The sequence below is a fragment of the Colwellia sp. MB3u-45 genome, from assembly GCF_014077005.1.
Lineage (GTDB): Bacteria > Pseudomonadota > Gammaproteobacteria > Enterobacterales > Alteromonadaceae > Cognaticolwellia.
On record NZ_JACGVC010000049.1, the window covers coordinates 103,006 to 121,333 of the forward strand.

An 18,328-nucleotide genomic window follows, 5' to 3' on the forward strand; every position below is an offset into this window, starting at 1 on the left:
ACAATTACCTTTCCTGCTTAAAGGTCACTAGGCGACGTATAAAACCACTTTCAATTTTTACCAGTACCGAGCGCAATTTTTGCTCTTGTTCGTCAAGTTTTATAAATTTTTGTTCTATGGCCTCACGTAAATCAGCCAGTGCTGTGCCAGCAATTGCATTACGCACTGAAATCAGTACCTCAAAACCTGTCTTAACCAATATACCTTCGTCAACGGCAATGTATACTTCATCAGCGCCTTGGGTTTCAAAGACTAATATTCCTGCAGATAGTGCGATAACACAGTCAAGTCGGTGCGGAAAAATGCCAAATGCACCCTCGTTTGTCACCGCAATAATACGCATGACTTGGGCTTGCTCAATAAACACCTTATAGGGTAATAAAACCTTAAGCTTCATCTGGGCTGCTTGCATCTGCCGCCTCCTTTGCCATCTTATTTTTATTCTCTGCAGTTTGCTCCTCGGGTGCTAGTTGTTTAACTTTTTCACTAGCCTCACTAATCGCCCCAATCATATACAGCGCATTTTCTGGTGTATCTTTAAACTCATCTTGGAGTATGCGTTCGCAACCATCTAAAGCATCACTTAAACTCACCAACTTACCCGACATACTAGTGAACTGCTCTGTAGTAAAAAAAGGCTGAGTAAGAAAACGTTCCAGACGACGAGCACGCCCCACCACGTTATGATCCTCGGGTGACAGCTGTTCCATGCCAAGCATGGCAATAATATCTTTAAGATCTGCGTATTGCGCCAAAGTACTGCGTATTTTTTGTGCTAAGTCATAGTGTCGCTGACCAATAATGCCAGGGGTAGCCATTTTTGAATTAGATTGTAACGGATCGATAGCCGGATATAGCCCTTCACTGGCACGTTTACGCGATAACACAATTGAGGCAGATAAGTGCGAAAAGGTATGCACTGCAGCAGGGTCAGTAAAATCATCTGCGGGGACATATACCGCTTGAATTGAGGTGATCGCTCCACTGCCAGTATTGGCAATACGCTCTTCTAGTTGTGACAACTCGGTACCCATGGTCGGCTGATAACCGAGTCGAGCGGGCATATGCCCCATCAAACCAGACACTTCCATACCTGCCTGAATAAAGCGAAATATATTATCAATCAGTAACAGAACATCACGGTGTTCATCATCACGAAAGTACTCCGCCATGGTTAACGCCGCATGACCCACCCGAAAACGCGCTCCTGGTGGCTCATTCATCTGGCCGAACACCATTACCATATTGTCTAAAACGCCGGCCGCTTTCATCTCTCGGTAGAGTTCTTCACCTTCTCTACAGCGTTCACCAATACCGCAAAAAATACTGACCCCCGCATGTTGTCCAACCATGTTGTGAATCATTTCTGTCAGCAATACCGTTTTGCCAACACCCGCACCACCAAACAAGCCAGCTTTACCCCCGCGCTCAAGTGGCATTAAGACATCAATGACCTTGATACCGGTCTCAAACACTTCGCTTTTAGTCGCGCGTTTGTCTAGGCTTGGTGGCACATTGTGAACTGAACGCCACTGCACGTCGTTCGGTGGTGCTTCGCGATCAATCACGTTACCAAAAACATCAAACATACGAGACAAAATACCTTTACCTACTAAAGCCTGTAACGGTGCACCTGTGTCTTTTACTAACATGCCACGAGCTAAACCTTGGGTAGGTGTTAGGGCAATACCCCGCACACGACGGGTATCAAGTTGTGAAAAAACTTCGATTGAAATTTGATTATTCTCGCCCGCATGCAATAAGGAACGTATGGGGGGAAGTTGATCCGAAAATGCTATATCTACCACACTGCCGCGCACAGCTATCACACGACCCGTATTTTTAATTGCTGTGACTGGCTTTTTGGACTCGCATTTTTGGTCATAGCTCTGGTCAGCGTTTTGGTCATTTTTATTCTCTGACTTTTGCTCAGACCTTTGCTCAGACATGGTTATATCAGTACTTTGTGAGGTTTTATTTTTACTGTTCATAAAACGCTGCAGCATTTTTATTAGGCTGGTTAATATCCAAAGGGGGTATGTTATCGCTATGCTCAGGTGAGTTAAACTTGTGATTAAAACAACCATAGAGCCGCTGATAAGGCAAACCGAAATACCCGCGCTTGTAATATAGTTGAATCATATTGATCTCCTGATAACAAATTTCCATACAGACAACGGCTTACTGACAGCTGTCTGTTAATACTAAGTACTTAGTAAAATTATTATAGGGTAGTATTTGCGATAGTTCTTTGCGTTAGCTCAATAAAAGCTGCACTAAGTTAATTGGGAAGGTTAGCTCACTGTTTTACAAGTTTATTGTTTTATACTCATCAAACTAAGTAAGCTGTTGAAATGTCTTGCATACGCCATAAAATGGCTAATAACCTTGGCAATACCTTAGTAATAACAACATCATTAAAATTGCCGATAGGCCACTACCGCGCAAGCAAGTTTGCCGTTGTTAATATTTATCCTGATGGCTTATGTTAAAATACAGTTGAACCATTAATGAATTTATTGGCGTTTACTAAAAAATAAAAGGCTTTTTATTGGCTTTCATTCGAATCCAATTTAAGGAATACCTCACCGACTTACGTGCAATAATGGTTTGTTCAAGCTTGTTTTTACCTGGAAACGGCATCAAGCTCAGCCCCATCAACATGGTGAGTAGACCTTGACCCGGTAAAACTAACATTACCAGCCCACAGATTAACAAGAATAGCCCAACCATAATCTTCACTATGTTGATCATCAAGCTTACGCTGCGATTTATGGGTGTTAAGCGCGAAGTTTCATTCGTATCATCAGCAGAGCTATTTTTTCCAAGTTTATTTTTATGAGCTATATTTTTATCAGCTAGGTTTTCATGGCTTAAGTTGTTTCGGACAAAGTATCGTGAATCCATTTGTGTAATGACATAACTTATTATGATGAAATAAACAATGGCAGCGGCTGTCGTTAAAAACATGGTTAAGAGCATAAAATTAGCATCAAAATTTGCCATTAAATAGCTTGCCACTTGGTTATAATAATCTTTAAGCACTTTGGTTTTCCACGATTAATTAAATAGCTGATTTAGCAGCGTATTATTTGGGTTGGTCTTTATGCAAATATTTGAAGAATTGGTTCAATGGCTCAGCACCCACTGGGTAACCATCATAGTTATTTTCCATATTAGCTTATCTTTTATAACATCGATACATGTACTTCTGTTCAAAGAAAACGAACGCACATCACTGGCTTGGATTGGTCTTGTCATACTTTCGCCGGTTATTGGCAGCCTATTTTATTGGTTGTTTGGCATAAATCGTATCCAGCGTTTAGCACAAAAAAAACACCCACCAACACTTAAGCAAGACTTCTGCTCAACAGAAAAAACCATTAAATTTCACCAGTTACCTAAAAATTGGCATTCAGCCATTATCGCGGCTCATACTATTCACCCCGTTAATTACCTGGCTAATAACAGCGTTGAGCCACTGATTAATGGCGATACAGCTTACCCAACCATGATCCAGTCTATTGATGACGCTAAGAATTATATTGTTTTATCGAGTTATATATTTGCTTACGATTCACTGGGTCGCCAATTTGTTAACGCTTTAGCTCGAGCGCATCAAAGAGGTGTAACAGTAAACGTATTACTGGACGGAATTGGTATTGGCTATAGTTGGCAGAAAGTCGACCGTGCCTTAAAAAAAATGGGGGTAAAAACGGCTCGTTTCTTACCCGCTATTTCCCTTACCAGCTTTCGCTTTATTAACTTAAGAAATCATCGCAAAACACTGTGTATAGATGGTGAAGTAGCCTACATGGGGGGCATAAACATCAGTAAAAATAATATCATTAAAGCGGCAATACACCCCATTGATGATATTCACTTTAAAGTTACCGGTCCAGTGATTGACCAAATTAGTCAAGTATTCATCGAAGATTGGTTTTTTGCCACCGGCGAGCACATTAATTTTCCCTACTGGCAGTCAAACACTGCTGAGCAAAAAAATAGTCATTCTGTTATTGCTCGAGTCATACAAGATGGGCCCGATGAACACCATAACAGAGTCAGGTGGACATTAATTAATGCCTTAGTTTGCGCAAATAAGAGTGTAAAAATAATGACACCTTATTTTATCCCTGACCAAACATTAATGACTTCTCTTCACGCCGCGGCATTGCGTGGCGTGTCAATCGAAATTATTGTGCCTGAGCACAGCGACATTACTTTTGTAGACTGGGTAATGGCAGCAAATTTCTCAAGAATAATAAAACACGGTATAAAGATATACCAAAACCAAAGACCTTTTGACCACAGTAAAATTGTGATCATTGATGACATTTGGTCGTTTATAGGCTCTAGCAACTGGGACGCCAGAAGTCTCGAGCTCAACTTTGAAATCAACCTAGAGTGCTATGATGTGAATCTCAATGCAAAACTGACCGCCTTTTTTGCCTTAAAAAAGCAAAATACTACACCCGTTATTGCAAGCGAATTTAATAACTTGCCAATCTACAAAAAAATTCGCAACAACTTATTTCGTTTGTTTTCACCTTATTTGTAACTAGAACCAAAACCTCACGGTCATAAATTTTATTAAAGAGGGTTTTTTCATGATTAAAGGTCGATATAGCAAAGTGGAATCGCTGAAAATTATGGGCCGCGCCTCTAAGCAGGTATTGGGACCAAATATAGAGATATTGATGTGGAATGTTTTTAAATGCCAAAAAAAAGGCTGGCAAGACGATTTTATAACACTAATGCGCGAAAAAGATTTAATTCTCTTGCAGGAGGCTATTATCAACTCGCCCTTCGACAGCCATTTTAAAGCCTCGTTGCAACATCAATGGATTATGGCGCGTAGTTTTAAAAACATAAAAACCAACATAGAAACCGGTGTTAAAACCGGATCGACTGTTGCGGCAAAAAGACATTATTATTCAGTATCTGAGCACAGTGAACCCATTTCTAAAACAAAAAAAATGTTATTGGCAAGCGTATATCCATTACATAGCCTTGAGCAGTCATTATTGGTGGTCAATGCCCATATTATCAATTTTGTTTCTTTCGAAAAATTCAAATCACATTTAGATCAAGTATTTAGCACGCTTGAACATCATGACGGGCCGATATTAATGGCCGGAGATTTTAATACCTGGAATAGTAAAAGATTGAAATATTTTAATCAGCTCACCAGGTTATTTTCGTTAAATGAAGTAAAAATGAAGCGTCAGCCAAGACTAAAGCATTTATTTCAGCACCTTGACCATATCTACTGTCGCGGATTAACGGTTGTCGATACGCACGTACATACACATATTCACTCTTCTGATCACTACCCTATTAGCTTGTCGTTACTGAGCTAAAATCCAACAAAAATAATATAACCTCTCTTGTAGAGGTTATATTATAAACCATGTTTGGCTGCTCAAGTATCACGACTTAGCATGATAGTTCTCCTATTTGTTACCTTACTCAATTACCTTACTCAAAGTAGTCACAATCCAAGATAATCAATGATGATAAATCACAGCACAAAAACAACCGTAATTAGGTATTACTGTTCATCATATTTTTTGGCTTTCGCTTCAACCAAATGCACAATACCCAAGGCTTTTAATAGGTATTTTTCGTCAACAGGCGATGTTGAGCCGTGACGTATTTTATAAAGAAAGTATTTCTCAAAGGCAATCTTAGCAAAATGCACCCATTTGCCTTTTGAATACCACGTTTTGTTTCTTGGCGGAATTTGTGGCAAAGCAACAAAGGTGGCTCCGGTATCACCCATTAATGTTAACATTGAGAGTCTAACTCCCCCCTACCTTTGCCTTTACTCATGCTGATATGTTAAATTCAAACCTGTTTTATGACTTATCCACTATATTTTTAGTCTAGTATTGTTACTGTAGATTTACTAATCTAATGTGATGCGTTATACCAATCGAACTAATGCTTTTAAATGGAGATAACTACTAATGACCAAGTCGATACAATGTTTAAAGCAACTTGAAATTAACGGTGAAGTTTGCAACTACCACAGTTTTGATGGTTTGGCAGATAAGTATGATCTTTCACGTTTACCTTTTGCCGCTAAAATTCTCTTGGAAAATTTATTGCGTCATGCCGATAGTGACTTTGTCCAACAAGCGGATATTGAAACCTTAGCCAAATGGGATGTAGACAACTGGCAGGATACCGAAATTGCCTTTGTACCTTCCCGTGTTATTTTGCAAGACTTTACTGGCGTACCAGCTGTGGTTGATTTGGCGGCTATGCGTGATGCTATCGTAAAAATGGGTGGCAAAGCAGAAAGAATTAATCCGTTAAATCCGGTAGAACTGGTGATTGACCATTCAGTAATGGTAGACGTATTCGGCCAAGCCGATGCGATGCAACAAAATACCGCCATTGAATTTCAACGTAATCGTGAACGTTATCAGTTTTTGCGCTGGGGCCAGCAAAGTTTTGATAACTTTAAAGTCGTCCCCCCTGGGCGAGGTATTGTCCATCAGGTTAATCTGGAATATTTAGCCAGAGTGGTATTCAAAAAACCAGATGAAGATAATTTACTTTATCCAGATACCTTAGTTGGTACCGATTCACATACCACCATGATTAATGGTTTAGGTGTATTGGGTTGGGGAGTTGGCGGCATAGAAGCTGAAGCGGCTATGTTAGGACAACCCGTCACCATGTTATTGCCAAAAATAGTCGGTTTTGAATTAACGGGCAAGTTACCTGCAGGTACTACAGCCACTGATTTAGTGTTAACTGTGACCGAACAGTTACGTGCTGCCGGTGTGGTAGGTAAGTTTGTCGAATTTTTTGGTGCTGGCGTGAACGAACTGACCTTGGCCGACAGAGCCACTATTGCCAATATGGCGCCCGAGTATGGCGCGACTTGTGGTATTTTTCCTATTGATCATCAAACAACAGACTATTTGCAATTAACCGGGCGTGACAGCGAGCATATTGACCGCATTAAAACTTATTTAAAAGTGATGGATATGTGGGGTACTGAATCGCAACAGCATGCGGTTTATCACAGCAAATTATCGTTAAAACTAGATGAAGTGGTGCCTTCTATTGCGGGTCCCAAACGCCCACAGGACAGAATTTCATTAGACCAAGCCGGCCTTGCTTATCGTGACTGGTTGGCTTTACAAAATGGCATCAAACAAGTTGATTCCAACCAAAGTGAAAGTGGTTTTGAAAGCGAAGGCGGACAACCGTCAGTAATGCTACCTGCCAGTGATGAAGATTCAGGCGTGCCTTGTCAGTATGGTGATGAAAATTTTTCATTAAAACATGGATCAGTGGTAATTGCGGCAATTACCAGCTGTACTAACACCTCGAATCCATCGGTATTAATTGCCGCAGGTTTGTTAGCTAGAAATGCCAGACAAAAGGGATTAGATGTTAAACCTTGGGTGAAAACCAGTTTTGCACCCGGTTCACAAGTGGTCACCGACTATTTGTTAAAATCAGGCTTAAATGAAGACTTAGATGCCCTTGGTTTTCAGCTAGTGGGATATGGCTGTACTACGTGTATTGGTAATTCAGGTCCCCTACCCAGAGAAATTAGCGAAGCCATTCATCAAGGTGACTTGTCTGTTACCTCTGTTTTATCAGGCAATCGCAACTTTGAAGGACGCATTCACCCCGAAGTACAGGCCAATTATTTAGCCTCGCCGCCGCTTGTGGTTGCTTATGCATTGGCCGGTAATATGAAGATAGACATTACGACTGAATCTTTGGGTAATGATACTTCAGGTAAGCCGGTTTATTTGCATGACATCTGGCCAGATAGTCAGGAAATTAAACAAGTGATAGAAAAAGTGATTGACAGTTCAATGTTTATCTCACGTTATGCGGATATTTATAGCGGTAATAAAGACTGGCAAGCACTAGATATAGTAGAAAGCCAAAAGTATGATTGGCCAGATTCTACTTACGTCAAACTACCCCCATTTTTTGACAATATTACCGCTAAAATACCGGATATTAACCCGATTGAAAATGCCCGATGCTTGTTAAAGTTGGGCGATAGTGTCACCACAGATCATATATCACCTGCCGGTTCAATTGCGTTAGATAGTCCAGCGGCCGCATATTTACAAAGTGCTGGAGTAGCGCCTAAAGATTTTAATTCTTATGGTTCTAGACGTGGCAATCATGAAGTGATGATGCGCGGTACTTTTGCCAATGTGCGTTTACGTAATTTATTAGCGCCAGGCACCGAAGGCTGTTGGACTCGACTCATGCCATCGGGTGAAAAAATGAGTGTTTTTGATGCTGCCATGCAATACCAGCAACAAAAAGTTGCTTCGATTGTAATCGCCGGCAAAGAATATGGTACGGGCAGTTCTCGTGATTGGGCCGCTAAAGGGCCAGCTTTATTGGGTGTTAAAGCGGTTATCGCACAAAGTTATGAACGTATTCATCGCTCTAACTTAGTCGGCATGGGCATTTTACCATTGCAGTTTATGCCTGGTGATAGTGCCGAGTCATTAAAGCTCACGGGGGAAGAGCAATTCAATATTCCAGCCGTGAGTGCAGGACAAAAAACAGTGAAAGTGTCGCTCACAGCTCAAGATGGCAGTAAACACTCTTTTGATGCGAATATTCGCATTGATACACCAAACGAATTTAGTTATTACCAACATGGGGGCATATTACATTATGTGCTACGTAATTTAGCCGCCTCTGACTAGCCTTATGACTATTTCGCGATAGATAAAAGACAGGCCATATTTTATTGGCCTGTCTTATGATTGGCGCAGGTGTCGTTGTTTAACCCTCTGTGATGATTTTTAGCTATTTAAGCCCAAATAATGTTACGGATTAACCACTACTAAATTTATCTGCTCGCTTTTTCTGGTGAATCTACTTACATCTGATATTTTTATGCAAGAAACGAGATTTTAATTTTTTATATAGCTTAAGCTTTATTAATAAATGGTATTGACGTTAACCTAATACCAACCTCACTAATTATCTGATCATTTTTACTGGTTAAAATAACCCACTACTGCGTTATTTATTTAATAATTAGAACGACTAGTTATTAAAATAAATGCCTTATATTTGGCCATTTTTCCTGCGTATAAAGTAGACCACCTAATTAATGAAATTGGTATAAGCTAATTTTTGCCAATCCAGCCTTTGTGCCAAAAATAAAATAGCATCGCGATGGTAAGCAAGATAAAAACACACCATATTGCTGGATAAGCCCAGCGCCAAGTTAATTCCGGCATATACTCAAAATTCATCCCGTAAACACCCACGATAAAGGTTAATGGAATAAACACTGAGGCCATAATAGTTAACACCTTCATGATTTCATTCATACGATTTGACACGGCAGACATGTATAAATCGGTCAGCCCACTCGCCATCTCACGATAGGATTCTATAATTTCAACAATTTGAATTGTGTGCTCATAGACATCACGCAAATAAGGCTTGGTGGCATCAGTGATGCGACCATCCTCCTCACGATAGAGTTGATCAACAACTTCTCGCATCGGCCAAACAATACGTCGCAAAAGGGCAAGCTGCTGTTTAACACTATGGATGCTGTGCAAAACTTCCACTGAGGGATTATTCAGGGTGACCTGTTCAAGCTCTTCAAGCACATCACCATATTGTTCTAGCACCGGAAAACAATGATCAACAATGGCATCAAGTAGTGCATAGAGCAGATAATCTGTGCCATTTTTACGAATGCGCACGTTATCTTTTTGTAATCGGTCACGGATAGGTTGCCAGACATCACCCTTTTTTTCCTGAAAGGTGATCAAGACATTATCATAAAGAAAAAGACTGACTTGCTCAGAATCTAGTTCATTACTCGTTGCAATGTTATTGATGTGGCTAGGTGCGGCTTGAATCAGTTGCATTATACGCAATACCACAAATAGATGATCGTCGAAGAGCTCTACTCTAGGACGTTGAGGAATATGCATAACGTCTTCTGCCGCTAGTGTGTGAAACTCAAAATGTTGCCGAAATTGATTAATAACATAAGGGTGCGGTGGACTGATGTTAATCCATCTGACAGTTACCCAGTCGGGCATTGGCTTAGCAAGAAATTCGTCAAGATCAGTAACACTTCCAGTTTCTAGTTGATTAGCACAATAATCGATATAACTAATACAAATGCTGTCAGGTGCAGGGGCAGTAGAAGCATCGGCAATATGTTCAATACCAGGTAAGGCTCCTGGTTTAACTCGGTGCTGGCGATTTTTCGTCCTGACACCAGACAGACCCAAGGAAGAAGCAAGTAAATTAATGCCTTTGTTGGGCTTACCGATAACAACCTTAGCCGTGCTACTTTTACTATTACGTGCTTTTTTAGCCATATTCATCCCTTATATCTATTGAAATAATCAATCCGGACCAAAAAAGCGCTAGCACGGACTTTGCCAAATGCATTCAAGGCGTACAGACTTTACACGCACCAACCTATAACTATAATTTATACGAGTAGACTTGCAGCGATAAATAACAATAAAGCCAATTTAATTTCCTCATCTGTCTGAGGTGTTTTCGGCAATATCTTATGCCTCATTCAATAGTTGATACAAACTTTCTGCACTGAAAAAACATTCTATATAAATGTTTACAAACCGCTAAGTACTAACAGGTTTAGTAATATTAGCTAACATCTACACTGATGCTAATTTAGCCACTAAAAAACTGGCCAGAGCTTTGACTTATTCGGTTATTCTGCTAAACAACAGTATTTACTCATTGCTGTTATTTATTAGTGCAAAAATATTGCCTGTGGCATGACTTCTGTTCACTGTAAAGCATAGCTTAATAGATTTATTGTTACGCGTTACCAAAATAAAATAATAAGCCTTTGTTTTTATGTGAAATTAAAATAAGACATTCATTGCTGTTATTCTGAAGTAAAAATAAACACCTAGTACATTTAATGTTTAGTCTCACGACAGTAGCTATATTATGGCGATAACTCTGACCTGTTTTTTGCTGAAATGTGACTGATTTTTTTGTTTTACTATCTTTGACTATATTTAATCATCAAATGAAATTAACCCTGAAACCTGGCTCGACATCGAGCATCTCTGTCATAGCACATGGAAATACTATCACTATAGTTATAACTATAAGCTAACAAAAATCTATCGAAAAAAAACCAAATAAGGCATGGGTGAACACCAAAATTAACACTCTTATTTTTCATCTATTTATCTACATTATTTGCACTCGCTCTTGCCAGTACCTCCTGAACATTAGGGTTAACTACCTACCAATTAAGCCAATATTGATCTTAATCAATATTGGGCCTTATAAACTAGTGCTACCTGAGGAACTAGCTGCCAAGCTAAATACAATTAGATTATTAAGTGTTCTGTAGCCTATGTTTCTGCAGACAATATTAATCGGACAAACTATGAGTGGTATTTTCACAATACGGTATTAAATTGTGAGGTAATCGAAGCATATATTTACTGCTTGAGCAGCCTCCCTAAGAAATTAGGCTTAATACTTTGCAATAGAAAAAGTCAGTTCAAAAGTGTATCCCTTATTTTCCCATTACTTATTAAATAAGGGATGGAATTAATGAGTGGTTTAGTTAAATCGGCCAAAAAATTAAGGAATAATAATGAAATATACCCTGCTTACTTTACTTATCATCATGTCATTAACACTACTGAGTTGTAGTGAAGGCGTTGATTCACCACGAGGCTTTAGTCTGCCTAAAGGCAATATTGACTCAGGAAAAAAAGTATTTTTAAAGTTTAACTGTTCAGCTTGCCACACACTTAACAATGTTAATGATATTGAAATTGCAGAGGAAAATGTTGAAAAAAATCCAACAATTGCTATTACTATTGGTGGTAATAAAACCCAAATCGTCACTTACGCAGAGTTAGTAACTTCGGTTATCAACCCTTCGCATAAATTTTCTAGCCCATATTTACCAGCAGCTAAAGCTGCAGATGGTCAATCAAATATGAAGATCTTTAATGATGTGATGACCGTCACTGAACTTATTGATTTAGTATCTTTTTTACAGCCCAATTATCAACTAGTGCCTTATAAACACACCAAGTATCAATACTATCCACATTAATTATTACGGGAGTTTTCAATGAATATTAAATTTTTTGGTGCTACCAGAGAAGTTACTGGTTCGTGCTATTTGATACAAGTTAATCATAAAAACATATTACTCGAATGTGGCATGTTGCAAGGCTCTAAAAGTCATGAACGACACAACCATGACCCCTTCCCGTTTGATGTTGCCCAACTTGATGCCGTGATTGTTAGCCACGCTCATCTTGATCACACAGGGCGTTTACCCATGCTAATAAAAGAAGGTTATCATGGCAATATATACACCCATAGTGCGACCGCAGATCTAGCTGAAATTATGCTGGTTGATTCTGGTTATATCCATGAAAAAGAAGCACGCTGGGAAAACAAAAAACGTGAACGTAAAGGCTTAGCATTAATAGAGCCACTTTACACCACTGAAGAAGCGACCAGAACACTACAATATTTTCAAGGCCTTAGTTATGACAAAGAATTAGAAATTTGTTCTGGCGTTAAACTCACCCTCAGAGATGCAGGCCACATTATTGGTTCAGCTATTGTTGAATTAACCCTTACTGAAAATGGCGAAAGTAAAAAAGTTGTTTTTAGTGGTGATTTAGGCCATAAAAACGCCCCTATTTTGCGCGATCCTTTTCAAGTTAAATATGCTGATCTCGTGATAATGGAAAGTACTTATGGAGACCGACTCCATCGCAGCTGGGCGGATACTTGGCAAGAAATGGGCGATATTATTGCCCATGCTAAAAGCAGCAAAGGCAATATATTAATTCCAGCTTTTACTGTTGGTAGAACGCAAGAGTTACTCTATGAATTTAAACAACACTTTGACGCGTGGCAACTGGATGACTGGCAAATTTTTCTCGATAGCCCTATGGGGATAAAAGCGACCAAGGTCTATGCCAAACACAGGGAAGTTTATGATAAAAAAGCGACAGATGTTGAAGAGAATCATCAGGGTATATTTGATTTACCTAACCTGCACATGTCAGAAACAACTGAATACTCAATGATGATCAATCAAATAAAATCAGGAGCAATTATTATTGCCGGTAGTGGTATGTGCACAGGAGGCCGAATTAAACACCATTTTAAACATAACATTTGGCGGAAAAATGCCCACGTGATTATTGTTGGCTTTCAAGCCAGAGGCACCTTAGGCCGGTCACTTGTTGACGGTACTGAAAATATTAATTTATGGGGTGAAAAGGTACAAGTTAATGCCCAAATTCACACTATTGGAGGTTTTTCAGCTCATGCCGACCAAAAAGGATTATTAGACTGGTATCAAGGATTTGAAAATACACCGCCAGTAGTACTTGTGCATGGCGAGGAAGAAGCCATGAGCGTATTAGCACAAAAATTAAAACATCAATACCAAGCTAATGTCGTGCAAGCCAGCTATAAGCAAAATATTATTATCTAAACAAGGGATAAATTTATGTATAAGCACATTTTATTTGCAACAGAGCTAAATGAAACTAAAAGTTATATTGAAGATAAGGTCGAAAAATGGCAGCAGCTGACTCAAGCTAAACTGAGTATTGTTCACGTGGTAGAGCCAATAGCTAACATTTATTATGGTGGTGTGTATGGCGTTGTGCCTAACCTTGACGCTTCAGACAGTGTTAGCACAACAAAAATATTTCAAGACCGCGCCAAAGAGGCCCTACAGCCTTTGGTTAAAAGGCTTAATATTTCTGAGAAAAATTTGCATATACCCGTAGGACAAACGAGTGAGGAAATATTAGCCTTTGCTGAGCAGCATAAAGTTGATTTAATTATAACCGGCAGCCATGGCGTGCATGGTTTACGATTATTATTAGGCTCCACCGCAAATGCCCTTTTACACGGCGCAAAATGTGATGTACTCGCCGTACGATTTGATGAATAACCTTATTAAAATAGTGCGTTCGGGGCCCTAAAATGAGTCTAGCTTTTACATTTTATAAGCGTTAATAAATACTGGGTGATAAAGCTGTAAAACTAGTTTTGCCGCTTTATCACTGTCCTATTTATCACTGCCCAGTCACCAAAGCACATAAACAGCCAAACAGTTTTAAATCACTATATTTTAACCTGAGCCAACTCGTTGATCACCATGGTTTTTTAAAAGTTAGAGTTTATGCCTTCAGGTTAAGCCTTTTTAATAGCCCAAATTAAATATTTAATCAAGATGATGAGGTAAAACCCAACTTACAAAAACCGATTAACAAACAATACTAAATAAAGTATGAAGAGGGTTACGTGCGCAGTAAAGCTCGGCCCTAACCATTATCTTAGTGAGAAGGATTTTTCACCTTATGTTAAAACTAAAAGCTGTTGCCATTGATACATTTAAAGAAAATGTTGCCTACTTGCATCGCGATTGCCCACTCTATCGCACCGAGGGTTTTCAGGCGTTAATGAAGATAGAAATTTACATAACGGGCAATGGTGGTCCGGTGCTTGCGGTATTAAACATTGTTGATGACTGCACTATTGTTGATATTAATGAGCTGGGTTTAAGTATCCAAGCTTTTAAACAATTAGGCAAAGAACAGGGAGTTGACGTAAGAATCGCGCCAGCTAAACCCCCAATATCACTTAAAGCCGTACATCGTAAAATTGCCGGTGAATCGTTAAAAAAAGATGAGTTTCACCTTATTTGCCAAGATATTTTAGAAAACCGTTACTCCAAAATGGAAATTGCCGCATTTTTAGTCGCCTGTAGCCATAACGGCTTAGAACGACAAGAAGTCTTGTTTTTAACAAAAGCCATGGTTGATACCGGCGAAGTTTTAAACTGGGGTGAAAATATAGTTGTTGATAAACATTGTATAGGCGGTATTCCTGGTAATCGTACGACTATGATAGTGATGCCAATTGTAGCGGCACACGGTATGTTAATGCCTAAAACGTCTAGCCGAGCCATTACCTCACCTGCGGGTACCGCCGACACCATGGAAGTGTTAGCTAACGTAGAGCTTTCTATTGAACAAATGAAAAAGGTAGTACATCAACATCGTGCCATGTTGACCTGGGGTGGCACAGCAAGGCTAGCACCTGTTGATGATATTTTAATTTCGGTTGAACGCCCTTTATCAATGGACTCAACCGGACAATTGGTTGCCTCTATTTTATCTAAAAAAATAGCCGCGGGTTCAACACATCTGCTCATTGATATACCTGTAGGCCCATCCGCTAAAATTCACAATAACCAAGCGGCGTTAGCCTTAAGAAAATTATTTGAATATATTGGCGATCTCTTTGGTTTACATATCGATGTAGTGATCAGTGATGGCTCTCAACCGATCGGCAATGGTGTAGGCCCTGCATTAGAGGCAAGAGATGTCCAACAAGTGTTAAGTAATCATAAAAATGCACCCAGTGATTTACGTGAAAAATCGCTACGTTTAGCCGGTAGGATTTTAGAGTTTGACCCCGATGTAAGAGGTGGACAAGGTTACAATATTGCCCGAGACATTTTGGAATCGGGCCGAGCCTTTGAAAAAATGCAAGCCATTATCCTTGCACAAGGAGCACAACCCAAAAAACAAAGTAAAGCCCCATTAGAGTATGCCATGCTCGCAAGTAAAAGTGGCTATGTTAGCGCTATAAATAACTTAAATATTGCCCATATTGCGAGTTTGGCGGGTGCCCCTATAGAGAAAAATGCCGGTGTTGACCTGATTAAAAAAGTAGCAGATAAAGTCAAAAAAGGTGACACACTTTTTATTATCTATGCCAGTTTTAAAAGTGACTTTGAATTTTCGACACAATTTGCCCATGAGAACAATGCTTATGTTATAGCGAAAAATCCGCCCTCAACAGACGACAACTACTTTATTTAATATCAGTCCTTAGGAGCAACAATGACCTTAATACTAGGCTTTGATGATTATTTGTCACCTGCTCAGCAGCTAGCTAAAAGTTTATCGGCGGCGTTTAAGCAGGTAGCGTTACACCAATTTCCTGATGGTGAAACCAAGGTAACTTTGCCAACAGTACTGCCAAAGCATATTATTATTTGCCGAACATTAAATAACCCCAATGCAAAGATGACTGAACTGATCATCACAGCAGCCGCCGCCAGAAATCAAGGTGTTAAGCACATCACCTTAGTAGCGCCCTACTTATGCTATATGCGGCAAGATATTGCTTTTAATCCCGGAGAAGCTGTTAGTCAAAAAATTATTGGCAACTTACTTGCCGCATATTTTGATAGCGTTATTACTATCGACCCACATTTACACCGTATCAATAACCTAAATGAAGCCATTCCCATTACTCAAGCCTGCGCTTTACATGCCACGAGTGCTATGTCACAATTTTTACAACAACAATTTAGTCATCCTGTTCTTATTGGCCCTGATGAAGAGTCTGAGCAGTGGGTAAAAGCTATCGCTCAACCACATCAGTGGCCTTATATTATTGCGACAAAAGCGCGTTTTGGTGATAAAAATGTTGCGGTCAGCTTGAACACACATGACAAACATAACATTAAAGCCGTAAGCTTAAGCAACCGAGACGTGATTATAGTCGATGATATTGCCAGCACTGGAAAAACCCTAGAACAAGCCGTTAAACAAATACAACAACAAGCCCCTATGAGTATTTCAATCATAGTCACTCATGCCTTTTTTGTTGATAACGCCTTAACAAGGCTAAAGGATATGGGTGTGACAAATATTTGGAGTTCCGACAGCGTATTACATCGCACTAATGCCTTTAGTGTTATCGATACCATAACAAGGCAGTTAAAAAAGATGAATATAACAAACTAAAACCAACCGACATTGAACCGACATAGTACTACGGGGATAACATCAAGTTGGGCAATGCTTTGCAGCTAAGAATTTATTCCATCAACCGCTAAGCAAAGACAAACAGACCAAAAATCAAAAACTGTCAGCTATTTTTTTCTGTTAACTGATAGCAGATAGCTGATAGCTGATAGCTATTTTACTGACAGCTATCTATTAAAACCTAAGCCACTAAAGTACAACCTAGAAAAGACTTAAAATCGAGCCTTATGATCTTAAAGTTAATGTCACTAACACAATACCATGATCAGTACTTTCGCCATCACGTTCAAAAATGGGATTAATTAAATGTCGGTCATATGTGTGGTAGTCACTGACTTGATAAAGACTGTCGTGATAACCGGCATCAAATTCACAGGAAAATAAAAGGTAATCGAGTACCGAGCTACCAGCACCAAAGTAATGAGTCGGGGTACGCGTTACCTTTTCTGCTTGACTAGCGGGCTTAGTTTCATGGCTGTCATTAGTTTGTGCTACTTGGAATAAATCCCAAGCGTCGTTTAAACAATATTTGGCAAGATAAGCATCACGATCAATCGCAGAAACAAAGCGTAAGGTGTTCGTGAGTAAATGACTTAACACGCCATCAGCTAAGCTATTATTAAAGTCGCCCATTAATATCATAGGGTGAGCAGTCGCCTCTCGTCGTTCAATCATATCAATCATTAATAAGGTTGCTTCGCTACCACGCTGTATAGTGGAACCCCAACCGCCCGCTACTTGTGCTTTTAAGCTCTCAATAATGGTTTTTTCTGCTGAGCGTTTTTTATCTTGCTCATCAACTTCAAGCATTGAACGTTTAGATTTAAAGTGCACCACATAACAGTCACAATGACCCATATGAGGTACTTCAATCGTTGCTCTGATAACTTTACGACTAAAAGAAAAATCATTAGCTAAACCTAAACCTTCGGCAAGTTCAGTGTTTGGTTTTACCGCATTGACTTCAACAATAGGATAACGTGAAGCTATGGCGACAACAGGACGTTGGTAAATAAAATCATCAATGACCAGGGGTTCATCAACCACGGAAAAATAAGCATAACCCTGCCCAGCAACTAATGCTTTTAGCGACTCTGTACTAAAAACCTCCTGAAAACCAATAATATCTGGCTGATGTTCAGCCAAATAATCAGCTACCCATTTTTGCTTTTTTTGCCATTGCTCTGCGCTATAAATACGCTCAAAATCATAAAAAGCATTAGGGGGTTCAAGGTAATTGAACAAATTAAAAGTAGCCACTTTAAGTTCGGTATTTGTTTCTGATATAGATACAGCTTCAGAGGAGAATTGCTGATTTATTACTTTTTTATCTGCTTGGTGGATAATATTAACTCTAAGAGAAAGATGATAAATAATTATACCCTATCGTTTCTTAAAATTATTAACTTAAAAACCAGTAAAATAAAATTATCCCAACTTTTATCCTACTGGTTTAT

At 39.4% G+C, this 18,328-nt stretch carries 14 protein-coding genes; 8 read left to right on the forward strand and 6 right to left on the reverse strand.

The annotated features are described in order from the left end of the window. Positions 1 to 4 precede the first annotated feature (4 nt). From H4J41_RS11505 to H4J41_RS11515, 3 genes are all read right to left on the reverse strand, one after another. Positions 5 to 412, reverse strand: a complete 408-nt coding sequence (locus H4J41_RS11505; RefSeq protein ID WP_182137947.1) for a F0F1 ATP synthase subunit epsilon — start codon at positions 410 to 412, stop codon at positions 5 to 7. Then, a complete protein-coding gene (gene atpD, locus H4J41_RS11510) occupies positions 387 to 1,991 on the reverse strand; it encodes a F0F1 ATP synthase subunit beta (RefSeq protein ID WP_259364569.1) in 1,605 nt (534 codons plus the stop codon). Before atpD ends, H4J41_RS11505 begins: the two co-directional genes overlap by 26 nt. Before the next feature lie 538 nt (positions 1,992 to 2,529). Further along, positions 2,530 to 3,045: a hypothetical protein gene (locus tag H4J41_RS11515; protein WP_182138022.1), complete on the reverse strand. Its 516-nt coding sequence runs from the start codon at positions 3,043 to 3,045 to the stop codon at positions 2,530 to 2,532. A gap of 61 nt (positions 3,046 to 3,106) precedes the next feature. Between H4J41_RS11515 and cls the strand changes: the two genes are divergently transcribed. Together cls and H4J41_RS11525 are read left to right on the forward strand one after the other, a co-directional pair. After that, positions 3,107 to 4,561, forward strand: coding sequence for a cardiolipin synthase (gene cls, locus H4J41_RS11520; protein ID WP_182137946.1), 1,455 nt, complete (start codon positions 3,107 to 3,109; stop codon positions 4,559 to 4,561). Between the two features lie 49 nt (positions 4,562 to 4,610). After that, positions 4,611 to 5,363: an endonuclease/exonuclease/phosphatase family protein gene (locus H4J41_RS11525; protein ID WP_182137945.1), complete on the forward strand. Its 753-nt coding sequence runs from the start codon at positions 4,611 to 4,613 to the stop codon at positions 5,361 to 5,363. A gap of 191 nt (positions 5,364 to 5,554) precedes the next feature. Here the strand turns inward: H4J41_RS11525 and H4J41_RS11530 are convergent, their stop codons facing one another. After that, positions 5,555 to 5,797, reverse strand: coding sequence for a hypothetical protein (locus tag H4J41_RS11530; protein WP_259364568.1), 243 nt, complete (start codon positions 5,795 to 5,797; stop codon positions 5,555 to 5,557). Between the two features lie 175 nt (positions 5,798 to 5,972). On the opposite strand from H4J41_RS11530, the gene acnA reads away from it, so the two are divergent. Continuing rightward, positions 5,973 to 8,711, forward strand: coding sequence for an aconitate hydratase AcnA (gene acnA, locus H4J41_RS11535; protein WP_182137944.1), 2,739 nt, complete (start codon positions 5,973 to 5,975; stop codon positions 8,709 to 8,711). A gap of 429 nt (positions 8,712 to 9,140) precedes the next feature. Here acnA and corA read toward each other — a convergent pair whose 3' ends face one another. Further along, positions 9,141 to 10,361: a magnesium/cobalt transporter CorA gene (gene corA / locus H4J41_RS11540; RefSeq protein WP_182137943.1), complete on the reverse strand. Its 1,221-nt coding sequence runs from the start codon at positions 10,359 to 10,361 to the stop codon at positions 9,141 to 9,143. Between the two features lie 1,271 nt (positions 10,362 to 11,632). On the opposite strand from corA, the gene H4J41_RS11545 reads away from it, so the two are divergent. From H4J41_RS11545 to H4J41_RS11565, 5 genes are all read left to right on the forward strand, one after another. Then, positions 11,633 to 12,103, forward strand: a complete 471-nt coding sequence (locus tag H4J41_RS11545; protein WP_182137942.1) for a c-type cytochrome — start codon at positions 11,633 to 11,635, stop codon at positions 12,101 to 12,103. A gap of 18 nt (positions 12,104 to 12,121) precedes the next feature. Beyond that, the gene (locus H4J41_RS11550; RefSeq protein ID WP_182137941.1) at positions 12,122 to 13,510 is read left to right on the forward strand and encodes an MBL fold metallo-hydrolase RNA specificity domain-containing protein; all 1,389 of its coding nucleotides are present in this window, start codon (positions 12,122 to 12,124) and stop codon (positions 13,508 to 13,510) included. 15 nt (positions 13,511 to 13,525) lie between these two features. Further along, positions 13,526 to 13,978 (forward strand): universal stress protein, encoded by a 453-nt coding sequence (locus H4J41_RS11555; protein WP_182137940.1) that lies wholly within the window; start codon positions 13,526 to 13,528, stop codon positions 13,976 to 13,978. Positions 13,979 to 14,387: 409 nt separating this feature from the next. After that, complete coding sequence (locus H4J41_RS11560) at positions 14,388 to 15,917, forward strand: thymidine phosphorylase family protein (protein WP_182137939.1); 1,530 nt, start codon at positions 14,388 to 14,390, stop codon at positions 15,915 to 15,917. A gap of 21 nt (positions 15,918 to 15,938) precedes the next feature. Further along, positions 15,939 to 16,850: a ribose-phosphate diphosphokinase gene (locus tag H4J41_RS11565; RefSeq protein ID WP_182137938.1), complete on the forward strand. Its 912-nt coding sequence runs from the start codon at positions 15,939 to 15,941 to the stop codon at positions 16,848 to 16,850. A gap of 246 nt (positions 16,851 to 17,096) precedes the next feature. Here the strand turns inward: H4J41_RS11565 and H4J41_RS11570 are convergent, their stop codons facing one another. Further along, positions 17,097 to 18,131, reverse strand: coding sequence for an endonuclease/exonuclease/phosphatase family protein (locus tag H4J41_RS11570; RefSeq protein ID WP_310649828.1), 1,035 nt, complete (start codon positions 18,129 to 18,131; stop codon positions 17,097 to 17,099). Between the last annotated feature and the right edge of the window lie 197 nt (positions 18,132 to 18,328).

Coding starts and splice junctions, on each gene's coding strand:
- H4J41_RS11505 (WP_182137947.1), bottom strand. CDS start 412: ATGCAAGCAGCCCAGATGAAGCTTAAGGTTTTATTACCCTATAAGGTG.
- atpD (WP_259364569.1), bottom strand. CDS start 1,991: ATGAACAGTAAAAATAAAACCTCACAAAGTACTGATATAACCATGTCT.
- cls (WP_182137946.1), top strand. CDS start 3,107: ATGCAAATATTTGAAGAATTGGTTCAATGGCTCAGCACCCACTGGGTA.
- H4J41_RS11525 (WP_182137945.1), top strand. CDS start 4,611: ATGATTAAAGGTCGATATAGCAAAGTGGAATCGCTGAAAATTATGGGC.
- H4J41_RS11530 (WP_259364568.1), bottom strand. CDS start 5,797: ATGTTAACATTAATGGGTGATACCGGAGCCACCTTTGTTGCTTTGCCA.
- acnA (WP_182137944.1), top strand. CDS start 5,973: ATGACCAAGTCGATACAATGTTTAAAGCAACTTGAAATTAACGGTGAA.
- corA (WP_182137943.1), bottom strand. CDS start 10,361: ATGGCTAAAAAAGCACGTAATAGTAAAAGTAGCACGGCTAAGGTTGTT.
- H4J41_RS11545 (WP_182137942.1), top strand. CDS start 11,633: ATGAAATATACCCTGCTTACTTTACTTATCATCATGTCATTAACACTA.
- H4J41_RS11550 (WP_182137941.1), top strand. CDS start 12,122: ATGAATATTAAATTTTTTGGTGCTACCAGAGAAGTTACTGGTTCGTGC.
- H4J41_RS11555 (WP_182137940.1), top strand. CDS start 13,526: ATGTATAAGCACATTTTATTTGCAACAGAGCTAAATGAAACTAAAAGT.
- H4J41_RS11560 (WP_182137939.1), top strand. CDS start 14,388: ATGTTAAAACTAAAAGCTGTTGCCATTGATACATTTAAAGAAAATGTT.
- H4J41_RS11565 (WP_182137938.1), top strand. CDS start 15,939: ATGACCTTAATACTAGGCTTTGATGATTATTTGTCACCTGCTCAGCAG.